Origin of the sequence: Caulobacter radicis (assembly GCF_003094615.1) — a bacterium.
Taxonomy (GTDB): Bacteria; Pseudomonadota; Alphaproteobacteria; order Caulobacterales; family Caulobacteraceae; genus Caulobacter; species Caulobacter radicis.
This window is the reverse complement of sequence record NZ_QDKO01000032.1, coordinates 77,020-91,682: the sequence shown is the minus strand read 5'-3', so window position 1 is coordinate 91,682 and position 14,663 is coordinate 77,020. Positions and strand designations below refer to the sequence as shown.

The following is a 14,663-nucleotide window of genomic DNA, read 5'->3' as shown; positions in this document are numbered from 1 at the left end:
AAGGGAAGAGGTTTCCTCCCCATGACCCGCGTCCTCGTCCCCATGCTCAGCGAACCGCCGGCCCGGCCGGTGGGCGGGGTCGTGCGCGCGTTCGACGGAGCAAGCATGGGCACGACCTGGTCGGTCAAGGCCGTGCTGCCCGTCACCACCGACCTTGCGGCCATGACCGCCATGGTCCAGCGCGCGCTGGACAAGGTGGTCTCCGAGATGAGCGCCTGGGACCCGATGTCGGCCCTGTCGCGCTTCAACCGCTCGGCCGCCGGAACCTGGACCGCCCTGCCCGCCGGCTTCGCGGTCGTACTGCGCCGCGCCCTCGAAGTGGCCGAAGACAGCGACGGCGCCTTCGATCCGACCCTGGGCGCGGTCACCGATCTCTGGGGCTTCGGCCCCCGCCCCTTCTCCGGTCAGCCGCCCAGCGCCGAGGCCCTGGAGACCGCCCGCGCCCCGATGGGCTGGCGGCGCGTGGCGCTGGACGGCGACGCGCTCTTTCAGCCCGGGGGGCTCCAGATCGATCTCAACGGCATCGCCAAGGGCTTCGGCGTCGACGAGGCCGCCCGCGCCCTCGACCGGGCCGGCGTGCGCTCCTACCTCGTCGAGGTCGGCGGCGAGCTGCGCGGCACGGGCGCCAAGCCCGACGGCCAGCCCTGGTGGGTCGAGCTGGAGCGCCCCCCGCTTGCCGGCGCCAACGACGAGGCCTCGCCCCGCACCCTGCTGGCCCTGCACGGCCTGTCGGTGGCGACCTCGGGCGACTATCGCCGGTTCTTCGACCATGCGGGCAAGCGCTACGCCCACACGCTGGACCCCGCCTCGGGCGCGCCGTGCGACGCCGGGGTGGTCAGCGTCACCGTCATCCATCCCGAGTGCATGACCGCCGACGCCCTGGCCACGGCGCTCACCGTCATGGGCGCCGACCCCGCCATCGCCTTCGCCACGGCCCGCAGCCTGCCGGCCCTGGTGGTGACGCGCGGCCCGAACGGCCTGTCCGAGCGCCTGTCGCCGGCCCTGCAGGCGATGCTCGACGAATGACCGAACTGCTTTCCAGCCTGCCGCCGGACGCGCGCCGCCTGGCCCTGGCCGCCATCGTGGTCGGCCTCTACCTGCTGCTGTGCGCCGGGATCGCCCTGAAGGTCGCCCTGCGCAAGCGGAAGGCCCGCCGCGAGGAGGCCGCGCTGGCGTCCGGCGCCGGCGAGCCCGTGCTGGTCGCCTTCGCCAGCCAGACCGGTTTCGCCGAAGAACTGGCCATGGCGACGGCCAAGGCGCTGCAGGCGGCCAACCTGCCGGTGCGCCTGCGCGAATTGGCCGCCGTCGAGCCCGCCGACCTCTCCGGCGGTCGCGCGCTCTTCATCGTCAGCACCACCGGCGAGGGCGACGCGCCCGACAACGCCCGCCGCTTCATCCGCGACGTGATGGCCACCGAGCCGGACCTGGCGAAACTGTCCTACGCCGTTCTGGCCCTGGGCGACTCCACCTACGCCCAATACTGCGCCTTCGGCCGCAGCCTCGACGCCTGGCTGGCCCGCAACGGCGGCGCGCGCCTGTTCGACACGGTCGAGGTCGACGACGGCGAAGCCGCCGCCCTGCGCCACTGGCAGTCGCAGCTTTCCGTGCTCACGGGCTCCACCGACGCCCCCGACTGGAGCCGCCCGGCCTACGGCCGCTGGAAACTGGCCGACCGTCGCCTGCTCAACCCTGGCTCGGCCGGCGAAGGCGCCTTCCACGTGCGCCTTGAGCCGCTCGATGGCGATGCGGCCTGGCAGGCCGGCGACATCGTCGAGATCGGCCCGCGCAACGCCCCGGCCGAGGTCGCCGACCTGCTGGCCCGCCTGTCGCTGCCCGCCGAGACGCCGGTAAAGGCCGACGAGGCCGCCACGCTCGGTGAGGCGCTGTCCTGGCGACGCCTCCCGCACGAGGACGCGGCGATCAAGGCCCTGGCCGGCGCGTCCGCCCAGGCCCTGGTCGACGCCCTGCCGGCCCTGCCCCACCGCGAATACTCCATCGCCTCCCTGCCGGCCGACGGCGGTGTCGAACTGGTCGTGCGCCTGATGCGCCGCGCCGACGGCAAGCCGGGCCTGGGCTCGGGCTGGCTGGTCGCGCACGCCGCCGTCGGTTCCGAGATCGCCGGCCGCGTGCGCTCCAACCGCAGCTTCCACGCCCCGCAAGACGACCGACCGATGATCCTGATCGGCGCCGGCACGGGCCTGGCCGGCCTGCGCAGCCACCTGAAGGCGCGCGCGGCCCTGGGCCGCAAGCGCAACTGGCTGCTGTTCGGCGAGCGCTCGTCGGCCCACGACTTCTTCCATCGCGAGGAGATCGAGGCCTGGACGGCGTCGGGCGTGCTCGAACGCCTGGATCTCGCCTTCTCCCGCGACCAGGCCGACAAGGTCTACGTCCAGCACCGCCTGCGCGCGGCCGCCGACGAGGTACGGGCCTGGGCGGCGCGGGGCGCGGCGATCTATGTCTGCGGCTCGCTGGAAGGCATGTCGCGCGAGGTCCATGCAGCATTGGCCGAAATCCTGGGCGCAGGCGCCCTGGAGGACCTGGCGGATCAGGGCCGGTATCGCCGGGACGTCTACTGAGGGGTTACGGCCTAAGCCGATCGCGCTCCTGCGGCGTATTGGCGCCCAGCAACCGCGCCTTCGCCTCTTCGGGACATTCCAGCACCGCAAGCCCCGCCCGCTCCACCAGCCGTCGCAGCGGCCAGCCCGCCTGCGCCCCCTCCGGCAGGGCGTCCAGCGGCAGCACCATCGGCACCGGCGAAACCTCGAACGTCCCGCCTCGCTCCGTCGCCAGCAGCGGCGCGAGATCGTCCACCGTCAGGGTCGGCGCATCGACCGCCAGCACCAGGGCCCGATCGCAGCCGCGCGCCCGCAGCGCCGCCGCGCCGGCCAGCACGCCGCCGACCGGGCCCGCGCCTTCCTGCGGATCGGGGACCCAATCCAGGCCGTAGTCGCGCCCGGCCGTAAGCACCGTCTCGGCGCCGGCGGCCCGCGCCAGGGCCGCCACGCGATCGACGGCCCGCACGCCGCCCCAGTCGATCAGGGCCTTGTCTCGCCCCATCCGAACCGAGCCGCCGCCGCAGAGAATGATGGCGCCCAGGCGGGCTTCACGCGTGTTCATGCCCCCTTCCCTACGCCTTGCCGGGAGGCTCGACCAAGGCCCCGCTTCCCCCTGGCGCGAGAAACGGTCTAGACTCGCCCAAAAGGGACGGACTTTTCAGTATGAACGAACGCACCGAGCGCACCCGGCGGCGCAGCAGCCAGAGCGCGACGATCCGCGACGTCGCGGCCCGCGCCGGCGTGTCGCCGATGACCGTCTCGCGGGTCATCAACCGCGAGGCCACCGTCAAGGAAGAGACGCGGGCGCTGGTCGAGCAGGCCATCGCCGAGCTGAATTACGCCCCCAACCCGGCCGCCCGCAGCCTGGCGGGCAGCGCCCCGTTCCGCATCGGCCTGCTCTACGACAACCCCTCGACCGGCTACCTGTCGGAGTTCCTGGTCGGCGCCCTCGACGAGAGCAGCCGCACCGGCTCGCAGATCGTCATCGAGAAATGCGCCGAGCCGGAGCTGGCCGGCGCCACCCTGGCCCGCCTGCTGAAGACCGGCGTCGACGGCCTGATCCTGCCGCCGCCGCTGTGCGAATCCCAGACCGTGCTGGCCGAGGTGAAGGCCGCCGGCGCCGCCGCCGTGGCCGTCGCGCCGGGCACGGCCAGCAGCGACATGGCCACCATCCGCATCGATAACGAGGCGGCCGCCTTCGAGCTGACCCAGCACCTGCTGGCCCTGGGCCACAAGCGCTTCGGCTTCATCAAGGGCCACCCCAACCAGACGGTCAGCCAGCAGCGGATGGACGGCTTCATGACCGCCCTGAAGGCGGCCGGGATCCCGCAGGAGGACGTCCGCGTCGAGCAGGGCTACTTCACCTACCGCTCGGGCCTGGAGGCGGCCGAACGGCTGCTGAACGTCAAGGAGCGCCCGACGGCGATCTTCGCCGCCAACGACGACATGGCCGCCGCCACCGCCGGTCTGGCGCACCGCCTGGGCCTCGACGTGCCCGGCGACGTCTCGATCGTCGGCTTCGACGACACCTCGATCGCCGCCAACATCTGGCCGGCCCTGACCACCGTCCACCAGCCCATCGCCGCCATGGCCCGCGCCGCCGTCGACCTGGTGCTGGAAGAGATCCGCCGCCACCGCGACGGCACGGGCGAGCCGCGGCAGTTGATGCATCCCCACACCCTGATCGTGCGGGACTCGGCGGGTCCGGCGCCGACCTAGATCCCCTCTCCCAGAGGGAGAGGTGGGCTCGTTGCGGCGCGACCGCGTGTCGGCAGGCATGAGTTTTGAGTTGTCAGACAACTCCCTTGCGCCCCCGCACATGTTAGCGCTAACAAGTCATGGAGTTACGAAGCGTGGCGGCGGGGCGACGATCCCTGCCCGCGCGAAAGGGAGAAAACGCGGTGGGCGTGACACAATACCTTCCCGAGGACTGGCGGGAAGCGACCCTTCTGGGCCGCATCGACTTTGGCCAGGGCCCGACCCCCGTCCTGATCCGCGGCGGCCACGTCGAGGACGTCAGCAAGATCGCCCCCACCGTCGCCGACCTGATGAACGCCTACGCCCCGGGTGACGCCATCCCGCGCGGCCTGGACAAGGGTCCGCTGGAGAAGCTGGACCTGCGCCCCGTCTGGGACGACCCGCAGGGCAATGCGCCGGCCAAGCTGCTGGCCCCCGTCGACTTGCAATGCCTGAAGGCCGCCGGCGTCACCTTCGCCGTCTCGACCCTGGAACGGGTGATCGAGGAGCGCGCCCGCGGCGACGCCGCCAAGGCCCTGGAAATCCGCCAGCAGCTGTCCGATCGCATGGGCGGCGACCTCAAGAGCGTCGAGCCGGGCTCGGAAGGCGCCGCGCGCCTCAAGGAGGCGCTCGTCGCCGACGGCCTGTGGTCGCAGTACCTGGAAGTGGCCATCGGCCCCGACGCCGAAATCTTCACCAAGGGCCCGACGCTGTCGTCGATGGGCTGGGGCGACCAGGTCGGCGTCCGCAAGGACAGCCACTGGAACAACCCCGAGCCGGAAGTCGTGCTGCTGGTCGACGGCTCGGGCGAGATCCGCGGCGCGTCGCTGGGCAACGACGTCAACCTGCGCGACTTCGAGGGCCGCTCGGCCCTGCTGCTCAGCAAGGCCAAGGACAACAACGCCTCCTGCTCGATCGGTCCGTTCTTCCGCCTGTTCGACGCCTCGTTCAGCCTCGACGAAGTGCGCAGCGCCGAGGTCGAGCTGAAGATCACCGGCCGCGACGACTTCGTGCTCGACGGCAAGTCGAACATGAGCCTGATCAGCCGCGATCCGGCCGTGCTGGCCGGTCAGGCCTATGGCAAGCAGCACCAGTATCCGGACGGCTTCGTGCTGTTCCTGGGCACCATGTTCGCCCCGATCCAGGACCGCGACGCTCCCGGCCAGGGCTTCACCCATAAGATCGGCGACCGCGTCCGCGTCTCGACCCCCAAGCTGGGCGTGCTCGAGAACGAGGTGACCACCTGCGACCAGGCCAAGCCCTGGACCTTCGGCATCTCGGCCCTGATCCGCAACCTGGCCGGCCGCGGCCTGCTGTGACCCTCGTTTCCTCTTTCCAGGCGTAAGCGCATGTCCTCTGCCATCTATCCCAGCCTCCAGGGCAAGCGCGTCGTCATCACCGGCGGCGGCTCCGGCATCGGCGCGGGCATCACCACCGCTTTCGCGCGCCAAGGGGCGGAAGTGATCTTCGTCGATATCGCCGTCGAGGACTCGCAAGCCCTGGTCGCCGAGCTTGCGGACGCCGCCATCAAGCCGGTGTTCAAGCCGGTCGACCTGACCGACCTCGAAGCCGTGAAGGCGTTCTTCGCCGAGACCGGCCCGATCGACGTGCTGGTCAACAACGCCGGCAACGACGACCGTCACAGCCTGGCCGACGTGACCCCGGCCTACTGGGACAACCGCATCAACGTGAACCTGCGTCACATGCTGTTCTGCGCCCAGGCCGCGGCCCCCGGCATGAAGGCCCGCGGCGGCGGCGCGATCATCAACTTCGGCTCGATCAGCTGGCACCTGGGCCTGGAGGACCTCGTCCTCTACGAAACCGCCAAGGCCGGCATCGAGGGCATGACCCGCGCCCTGGCCCGCGAGCTGGGCCCCGACGACATCCGCGTCACCTGCGTGGTGCCGGGCAACGTCAAGACCAAGCGCCAGGAGAAGTGGTACACGCCCGAGGGCGAGGCCGAGATCGTCAAGGCCCAGGCCGTCAAGGGCCGCATCCTGCCGGCCAACGTCGCCTCGCTGGTTCTGTTCCTGGCCTCGGACGACGGCAGCCTGTGCACCGGCCACGAATACTGGATCGACGCCGGCTGGCGATAAGCTGAGCGGGACCGAAACCCTCGTCCTTCGACAAGCTCAGGATGAGGGTTTCTACTGCGAAGACTGAAATAGCCCTCATCCTGAGCTTGTCGAAGGACGAGGGCGGGCCCACGGGAAGACCAAAATGTCCGCTGCCCCCACCTGCGTCTGGGACCTGAAGGCCACGCTCGGCGAAGGGCCGATCTGGCATGGCGACGCCGTCTGGTTCGTCGACATCAAGGGCCACAGGGTCCACCGCTACACCCCGGCCACCGGCGAGACCGCCAGCTGGGACTCGCCCGGCCAGGTGACCTTCGTCGCGCCGCGCGTCGGCGGCGGCTTCGTCGCCGGCCTCAAGAGCGGCCTGCACCACTTCACGCCGGAACTGGGCTTCACCTTCATCTCGGAAATCGAGGACGCCAGCCTCGACAACCGTCCCAACGACTCCACGGTCGACGCGGAAGGCCGCCTGTGGTTCGGCACCATGCATGACGCGGAAGAAGCCGACAGCGGCGCGCTGTACCGGCTGGAAGCCGACGGCTCGCTGACCCGGCACGACGCCGGCATCTGCATCACCAACGGCCCGGCCGTCTCGCCGGACGGGGCGACCTTCTACCACACCGACACCCTCGGAAAGGTAATCTGGGCCTTCGACGTCGGCGAAGACGGCGGCCTGTCGAACAAGCGCGAGTTCTTCCGCCTGACGATCGACGACGCCTGGCCCGACGGCTCGGTGGTCGACGCCGAAGGCTTCGTCTGGACGGCCCTGTGGGGCGGTCGCGGCGCCATCCGCATCTCGCCGGAAGGCCAGGTCGTGCGGCGCGTCGAGCTGCCGGCCATCAACGTCACCAAGCCGTGTTTTGGCGGACCGGACCTGAAGACCCTCTACTTCACCACCGCCCGCAAAGGCCTGAGCGACGAGCAGCTCGCCGCCGCCCCGCTCTGCGGGGGCCTGTTCGCCCTGCCCGTCGACGTCGCCGGGCAGCCCCAATACGAGGTGCGCCTTGACCTCCGCCAATAACGTTTCGAGCCGTACGCCGCGCCGGTTCCGCTCGCGCGACTGGTTCGACAACCCCGACCACATCGACATGACCGCGCTCTACCTGGAGCGCTTCATGAACTACGGGATCACCCCGGAAGAGCTGCGCAGCGGCAAGCCGATCATCGGCATCGCCCAGACCGGCAGCGACATCTCGCCGTGCAACCGCATCCACCTGGACCTGGTGACCCGGGTGCGCGACGGCATCCGCGACGCTGGCGGCATTCCGATGGAGTTCCCGGTCCACCCGATCTTCGAGAACTGCCGCCGCCCGACGGCGGCGCTGGACCGGAACCTGTCGTACCTGGGCCTCGTCGAGACCCTGCACGGCTATCCGATCGACGCCGTGGTGCTGACCACCGGCTGCGACAAGACCACGCCGGCCGGCATCATGGCCGCCACCACGGTCAACATCCCGGCCATCGTCCTGTCTGGCGGCCCGATGCTGGACGGCTGGCACGAGGGCGAGCTGGTCGGTTCGGGCACAGTGATCTGGCGCTCGCGCCGCAAGCTGGCGGCCGGCGAGATCGACGAGAACGAGTTCATCGAGCGCGCGGCCTCCTCGGCCTCCTCGGCGGGCCACTGCAACACCATGGGCACGGCCTCGACCATGAACGCCGTGGCCGAGGCGCTTGGCCTGTCGCTGACCGGCTGCGCGGCGATCCCCGCCCCGTACCGCGAGCGCGGCCAGATGGCCTATCGCACCGGCCAGCGGATCGTCGACCTGGCCTATGACGACGTCAAACCGCTCGACATCCTGACCAGGAAGGCCTTCGAGAACGCCATCGCCCTGGTGGCGGCGGCCGGCGGCTCGACCAACGCCCAGCCCCATATCGCCGCCATGGCGCGGCATGCTGGGCTCGAGATCACCGCCGACGACTGGCGGGCGGCCTACGACATCCCGCTGATCGTCAACATGCAGCCGGCCGGCAAGTACCTGGGCGAGCGCTTCCACCGGGCCGGCGGCGCACCGGCGGTGCTGTGGGAGCTGTTGCAGCAGGGCCGCCTGCATGGCGACGTGCTGACCGTCACCGGCAAGACCATGGGCGAGAACCTGCAAGGGCGTGAGACCAACGACCGCGAGGTGATCTTCCCCTATGCCGAGCCCTTGGCGGAAAAGGCGGGTTTCCTCGTTCTGCGCGGCAACCTGTTCGACTTCGCGATCATGAAGGCCAGCGTCATCGGCGCCGACTTCCGCGAGCGCTACCTGTCCAAGCCGGGCCAGGAAGGCGTTTTCGAGGCCCGCGCCATCGTCTTCGACGGTTCGGACGACTACCACGCCCGCATCAACGACCCGGCCCTGAACATCGACGAAAGCTGCATCCTCGTCATCCGCGGCGCGGGGCCGATCGGCTGGCCCGGTTCGGCCGAGGTCGTGAACATGCAGCCGCCGGATCACCTGCTGAAGAAGGGGATCATGAGCCTGCCCACCCTGGGCGACGGGCGCCAGTCGGGCACCGCCGACAGCCCCTCGATCCTCAACGCCTCGCCCGAGAGCGCGGTGGGCGGGGGCCTGTCGTGGCTGCGGACCGGCGATGTGATCCGTATCGACATCAACACCGGCCGCTGCGACGCGCTGGTGGACGAGGCCGTGATCGCCGAACGCCGCAAGGAGGGAATCCCGGCCGTGCCGGCGACCATGACCCCCTGGCAGGAGATCTACCGCGCCCACGCCAGCCAGCTCGACACCGGCGGGGTGCTTGAATTCGCCGTGAAGTACCAGGACCTGGCGTCCAAGCTGCCCAGGCACAATCACTGACCCAAGAGACACCCCACGCGCGTCATCCCGGAAAGCCCGAAGGGCTTATCCGGGACCCAGGGGCCGCCGCACTGCCGCTCGCCCCTGGGTCCCGGCTCTCCGCTTCGCTGCGGCCGGGATGACGAACTGAATGGGTCAAAAAGGAAGGAAGACGCCCATGTTCTCGCGCCGCCGACTGATGGCCACCATCGCCAGCCTGACAGCGCTGCCTTCCCTGCCCGCCTTCGCAGGCGCGGCCAAGCGGACCATCGCGCTGGACCTGGCCAAGGCCACCCAGCCCGTCGACCGCTTCTTCGATCTGTCGATCGGCTCGGACTATCCGGGCACCCTGCTGCGCGAAGACAGCCTGGCCCAGCTGAAGACGGCGTCCGACGAGCTGAAGTTCCGCTACATCCGCTTCCACGCCATCTTCCACGACGTGCTGGGCACGGTGAAGAAAGGCGCCGACGGCAAGATCGTCTATGACTGGACCAAGATCGACCAGCTGTACGACCGCCTGCTGGCCATGGGCCTCAAGCCCTTCATCGAGCTGGGCTTCACGCCCGAGGCCATGAAGACCTCGGACCTGACGATCTTCTGGTGGAAGGGCAACACCTCCCACCCGCAGTTCGAGCCCTGGGCCCACCTGATCGACGCGTTCGTCAAACACCTGCGCGGCCGCTACGGCGAGGCCGAGGTTCGCACCTGGTTCTTCGAGGTCTGGAACGAGCCCAATCTCGACGGCTTCTGGGAGAAGGCCGACCAGAAGGTCTATTTCGACCTCTATGCCCTGACCGCCAAGACCATCAAGGCGATCGACCCGACCTTGCGTGTCGGCGGTCCGTCGACGGCGGGCGCGGCCTGGGTTCCGGAGTTCCTGGCCTACTGCAAGGCCAATGGCGCGGCGGTCGACTTCGTCACCACCCACACCTATGGCGTCGAGGGCGGCTTCCTCGACGAAAACGGCAAGGACGACACCAAGCTGTCGGCCAATCCCGACGCCGTCATCGGCGACGTACGCAAGGTGCGCGCCGAGATCGAGGCCTCGGCCTATCCGGGCCTGCCGCTCTACTTCACCGAATGGAGCACCAGCTACACGCCGCGCGACCCGGTGCACGACAGCTATCACAGCGCCGCCTACATCCTGGCCAAGCTGAAGGGCGTCAAAGGGATCGTCCAGGGCATGAGCTACTGGACCTACAGCGACCTCTTCGAAGAGCCCGGCCCGCCCACCGCGCCGTTCCAGGGCGGCTTTGGCCTGATGAATCCGGAGGGCGTCCGCAAGCCCTCGTGGTTCGCCTACAAGTACCTGGCGGCCCTGCGCGGCAAGGAAGTTCCGTCTACGGACAATAGCGTTCTCGCCTCGGTGGACGGCGGCAAGGTCGCCGCCCTGGTCTGGGACTTCAGCCAGCCGGTGCAGCCGACCAGCAACCGCTCCTACTTCACCAAGGTTCAGCCGGCCGCCGAGGCGCCTGGCGCGGCGCTGAGCGTCGCCGGCCTGAAGCCCGGCCGCTACCGCCTGCGGGCCCAGCGCACCGGCTTCCGCGCCAACGACGCCTACACCGCCTATATCGAGCTGGGCATGCCCAAGAGCCTGACGCCGGACCAGATCGGCAAGCTGCAGGCCCTGACCGCCGACAAGCCCGAGATCGATCGCACGGTCACCGTCGGCAAGGACGGCCTCGCCACGCTCGATTTCGCCCTGCGCCAGAACGACCTGGTGCTGGTGACGCTGGAGCCGGTTTGAAGATGCTCCCCCTGAAGGGGGAGCTGTCGCGAAGCGACTGAGGGGGAAGTGACTTCGGCGGAAGTGATTGCCGTAACCTCACCGGGCACTTCCCCCTCCGGCCCTCCGGGCCACCTCCCCCTTCAGGGGGAGGATCTGGCCCTTGCCCCCGCGCGCCGTTCACGCCATCTGCGAACCTGCAACGCAGGAGCCCTCATGAGCGTCGTCGCCGCCTACGCCTATGTCGACGGAAAGCGGGTCCGGGATATCCGGCTCGACGATCCAGGCAGCCTGGCGCCGCGTGACGGCGAATTCGTGTGGATCGGCCTGGTCGATCCCACCGAGGACGAACTGCGCATCCTGCAGGAGCGCTTCGACCTGCACCCGCTGGCCGTCGAGGACGCCCTGCACGCGCGGCAGATGCCCAAGGTCGACATCTACGGCAACCAGCTGTTCGTGGTCGCCAAGACCGCCCAGATGGTCGAAAGCCGCATCGTCTTCGGCGAGACCGACATCTTCGTCGGCCCGCATTTCCTGATCAGCGTCCGCCACGGCTCGGCCCGCGCCCACCTGGAGCTGCGCGCCCACCTGGAGGCCATGCCCGCCCTGCTGGCCCATGGCGGCGACTATGTGCTGCACGCCGTGCTCGACTTCATCGTCGACGGCTACCTGCCGGTGGTCGACGCCATCGAGGACGAGCTGGCCGAGATGGAACGGCGGGCGCTGGACGCCTTCCTCAGCCGGGCCGAGATCACCCGCCTGTTCACCCTGCGCCGCGAGCTGACCAAGTTCCTGCGGCTGCTGGGGCCCATGGCCCAGGTCGCCGGCTATCTCGAGCATCACGAGACGCCGTGCATCGATCCCGAGGTGAAGCCCTATTTCCGCGACATCCGCGACCACGTCGCGCGCGTGGACCTGCTGATCGCCGGCCTGGGCGAGGTGCTCAATTCGGTGTTCGAGGTCAGTTCGCTGCTGGAGCAGCAGCGCCAGGGCGTCATCACCCGCCAACTGGCCGCCTGGGCCGCCATGCTGGCCGTGCCCACCGCCGTCGCTGGCGTCTACGGCATGAACTTCGAACACATGCCGGAACTGAAATGGACCTTCGGCTATCCGCTGGTCCTGGGCGTCATCGGCGTGGTCTGCGCCCTGCTCTATCGGCGCTTCAAGAAGGCAAGGTGGCTGTAAGGCCAGATGCTCCCCCTGAAGGGGGAGCTGTCGGCGAAGCCGGCTGAGGGGGGAGTTGTCGCGCAACCGGCTAACACACCGAAAGCTGAAAACGTCCCCCCTCCGGCCCTACGGGCCACCTCCCCCAGAGGGGGGAGGATCTACTCTCAGCCCCCGACCGCGCCAGAGCCGAAGTCGAACTGTTCCGGCCGCGGCTTGCCGCCGCCGAAGTTCCAGGTGAAGCCGAAGAAGATCGCCCGCACATTGGCCGTGCGCAGGGTGACGTCCTTCAGGGTCGGCGCGTCGGTGACGGCCTTGTCCTCGAAGCTGTCCAGCGCGTCCTGCACGGTCACCACGAACGACAGCTTGTCGTTGACCTTCCGGCGGTAGCCCAGATTGACCATCTGGAACGGCTCGCGGTGGCCCTGCGGGGTCAGGCGCTTGCCCGAGGTGAAGGCGTTGATCTGGAAGAAGTCCTTCGGGGTCGCCTGCCAGTTGACGTTGGCGCGGCCCGACAGCGTGGTGGCCGAGCGCGTGCCGGAGAAGCCGAGGTTGCCCGCGTCGATCTCGTTCCAGAAGGCGTTGGCGCTGACGTTGTAGGTGATCTTCGGCGTCAGGCGGCCGTTGGCCACCAGCTCGAGACCGCCGTTGCGGCTCTTGTTGAGGTTCTCGCGCGTGGTCAGCAGCACGCCGTCGCCCAGATCGCGGACCACGTCGGTGACCACGCCCTCGCTGCTGCGGTAGTAGGCCGTCGCCAGATAGTAGGCCGGGCCCTTGCGGTACTGCCAGCCCAGCTCGAACGAGTCGGTGACCTGCGGCTTCAGGTAGGGGTTGCCCGCCCGGTAGTTCTGCGGGTCCTGGTAGATACGATAGGGGTTCAGGTCCTGCACCTGCGGGCGCTGGACGCGGCGGCTATAGCTGCCCTTGAAGGTGTTGTTCTCGTTGACCGTGTAGCCCAGGTGCAGGCTGGGATAGACCTTGAAGTAGTCGTTCTCGAAGGTCTGGCCGCCGGTCACCTGGTTACCGTTGATCTGCACCTGCTCGGCGCGCAGGCCGCCCTGGGCGGTGAAGTCGCCGAACGCCTTCTCGTAGGTCACGTAACCGGCATAGACGTCCTGGTCGAACAGGAAGCGGTTGGTGCGGGCCGGGTCGAGCGTCTGGGCGCCCAGCGACGGCCCGGTGGAGCCGTGGTTGTCGTAGTCGTTCTTGACCCATTCGAAGTCGAGACCGGTCTTCAGCGTGCCGCCGCCGACATTGGGCCGGGCGTAGTCGGTCTTGAAGTTGGTCCGCTCCTGGTCAGCGCCGAAGCCGAACAGCTCGTAGGCGTCGGCGCCCGCGCTGTAGTCGGTGAAGGCCGTGGAATTGCGCGAGAAGTCGGTCTTCTCGTACTCCAGGTGCGCCGTCAGCTGGTGCTCGGAGCCCTTGAACTGGTGACGCCAGTCGGCGCTGACGGCCTTGTTGTCGCGCTTCATCGCCGCGTCGGTGGCGCGCGTGTAGTCGGGGAAGGCGCCCGTGGTCTCGTAGGTCTCGTCGCCGGTGGTGTCGAACTGCATGCGGCGATAGCGGACCTCGCCGCTCAGGCGGTCTTTCGGGGTCAGGTCGTAGTCGATCCCGCCGCGCAGGTTGACCATGTCGCCGTCGTTCTCGAAGACGCCGTCCTGGCTGCTGGTCCCGGCCGCCGTGGTGCGGTCGATGGTCTGCCAGGCCTTCTGCTGTTCGTGGCGGAAGCCGGCGTCGCCCGACAGGGTCAGCTTGCCGTTGACGTAGTTGCCGCTGACGCCGCCGTTGTAGCGGCCGTCGGTGCTGGCGTTGGCCCGCAGCGTGCCGGTGGCGCCCGGCTTGCGGGTTTGCTTGGTGACCAGGTTGATGATCCCGGCCGTGCCGTCAGGGCGGAAGGCGGCCGATGGATTGGTCATCACCTCGACGCGGTCGATCTGGTCGGCCGGCATGGCCTGCAAGGCGTCGCCGCGGCCGTCGCCGTTGAACATGCCCGACGGCTTGCCGTCGATCAGGATGGTGACGTTGCTGTCGCCGCGCAGGCTGACATTGCCCTGCACGTCGACCTCGACCGAGGGAATGTTGCGCAGGGCGTCGGCGATCGAGCCGGTGCGGGCCGAAAGATCGTTGGAGACGCTGTAGCTGCGGCGGTCGATCGAGCTGCGCATGGCCGCGCCGTCGCCGGTGACGGTGACGCCTTCGACGGCGGCGGGCGCGCTCTTCGGAGCCGCGCTCGGCCCCCCCTGGGCGGCGGCCGGGGCCGCCGTCTGGGCCAAGGCCAGGCAAGGCGTCGCGACGATGGCGGCGGCGGAGAAAAGGATGGTCTTCAGGCGCAAGGCGCGTCCCCCGAGGCAGGCTCGTCGAGGCGCCGCGAGCGGACGGTCCGCGCTGGTCTCGACCTCCAGCGGTAAAGCGCGGCCGGCTTTCCGGGGCAAATTTCTTTTCGGCAATGTTGCATTGGCGCCGCCCGGCGTGGCGCCGGCGCAACGGCTGGAGCCCACCTCCTCGTCCCGCGGACGAGTCCGAAAATGACAACGTTGCCATCGCCCCTTGCGACCGCCGCCGGACCTGACACTATCGCCCGGCGAAGCGGCGGCGGTCGCGGCGGGAATCCCGCAAAAACCGCCGCTTG

General features: G+C 69.5%; 11 protein-coding genes and 1 pseudogene. 9 read left to right on the top strand and 3 right to left on the bottom strand.

The window, feature by feature from the left end:
* The first annotated feature begins 21 nt into the window (after positions 1-21).
* Positions 22-1,026: an FAD:protein FMN transferase gene (locus DDF62_RS18120; protein ID WP_116490398.1), complete on the top strand. Its 1,005-nt coding sequence runs from the start codon at positions 22-24 to the stop codon at positions 1,024-1,026.
* On the top strand, positions 1,023-2,576 hold the full coding sequence (locus tag DDF62_RS18115; RefSeq protein WP_116490397.1) for a flavodoxin domain-containing protein: 1,554 nt from the start codon (positions 1,023-1,025) through the stop codon (positions 2,574-2,576). The genes DDF62_RS18120 and DDF62_RS18115 overlap by 4 nt, the downstream gene beginning before the upstream one ends.
* A gap of 4 nt (positions 2,577-2,580) precedes the next feature.
* Here the strand turns inward: DDF62_RS18115 and mobA are convergent, their stop codons facing one another.
* Positions 2,581-3,117, bottom strand: a complete 537-nt coding sequence (gene mobA / locus DDF62_RS18110) for a molybdenum cofactor guanylyltransferase (protein WP_116490396.1) — start codon at positions 3,115-3,117, stop codon at positions 2,581-2,583.
* Between the two features lie 101 nt (positions 3,118-3,218).
* On the opposite strand from mobA, the gene DDF62_RS18105 reads away from it, so the two are divergent.
* The 5 genes from DDF62_RS18105 to xylD all read left to right on the top strand — a co-directional run bounded on the left by DDF62_RS18105 (position 3,219) and on the right by xylD (position 9,165).
* Positions 3,219-4,274: a LacI family DNA-binding transcriptional regulator gene (locus DDF62_RS18105; RefSeq protein ID WP_116490395.1), complete on the top strand. Its 1,056-nt coding sequence runs from the start codon at positions 3,219-3,221 to the stop codon at positions 4,272-4,274.
* A gap of 182 nt (positions 4,275-4,456) precedes the next feature.
* Complete coding sequence (locus DDF62_RS18100) at positions 4,457-5,611, top strand: fumarylacetoacetate hydrolase family protein (RefSeq protein WP_116490394.1); 1,155 nt, start codon at positions 4,457-4,459, stop codon at positions 5,609-5,611.
* Positions 5,612-5,641: 30 nt separating this feature from the next.
* Positions 5,642-6,388 (top strand): D-xylose 1-dehydrogenase, encoded by a 747-nt coding sequence (xylB, locus tag DDF62_RS18095; RefSeq protein WP_116490393.1) that lies wholly within the window; start codon positions 5,642-5,644, stop codon positions 6,386-6,388.
* Between the two features lie 124 nt (positions 6,389-6,512).
* Positions 6,513-7,388: a D-xylonolactone lactonase gene (gene xylC / locus DDF62_RS18090; protein ID WP_116490392.1), complete on the top strand. Its 876-nt coding sequence runs from the start codon at positions 6,513-6,515 to the stop codon at positions 7,386-7,388.
* On the top strand, positions 7,372-9,165 hold the full coding sequence (gene xylD / locus DDF62_RS18085) for a xylonate dehydratase XylD (protein WP_116490391.1): 1,794 nt from the start codon (positions 7,372-7,374) through the stop codon (positions 9,163-9,165). The genes xylC and xylD overlap by 17 nt, the downstream gene beginning before the upstream one ends.
* A 48-nt stretch (positions 9,166-9,213) precedes the next feature.
* Here xylD and DDF62_RS26735 read toward each other — a convergent pair.
* A pseudogene (locus tag DDF62_RS26735) lies at positions 9,214-9,304 on the bottom strand (hypothetical protein); the annotation flags it as partial.
* 18 nt (positions 9,305-9,322) lie between these two features.
* Between DDF62_RS26735 and DDF62_RS18080 the strand changes: the two are divergent.
* Positions 9,323-10,891 (top strand): GH39 family glycosyl hydrolase, encoded by a 1,569-nt coding sequence (locus DDF62_RS18080; RefSeq protein ID WP_165832292.1) that lies wholly within the window; start codon positions 9,323-9,325, stop codon positions 10,889-10,891.
* 195 nt (positions 10,892-11,086) lie between these two features.
* The gene (locus tag DDF62_RS18075; RefSeq protein ID WP_116490390.1) at positions 11,087-12,055 is read left to right on the top strand and encodes a magnesium and cobalt transport protein CorA; all 969 of its coding nucleotides are present in this window, start codon (positions 11,087-11,089) and stop codon (positions 12,053-12,055) included.
* 146 nt (positions 12,056-12,201) lie between these two features.
* Here DDF62_RS18075 and DDF62_RS18070 read toward each other — a convergent pair whose 3' ends face one another.
* Positions 12,202-14,367: an outer membrane beta-barrel family protein gene (locus tag DDF62_RS18070; protein ID WP_116490389.1), complete on the bottom strand. Its 2,166-nt coding sequence runs from the start codon at positions 14,365-14,367 to the stop codon at positions 12,202-12,204.
* Between the last annotated feature and the right edge of the window lie 296 nt (positions 14,368-14,663).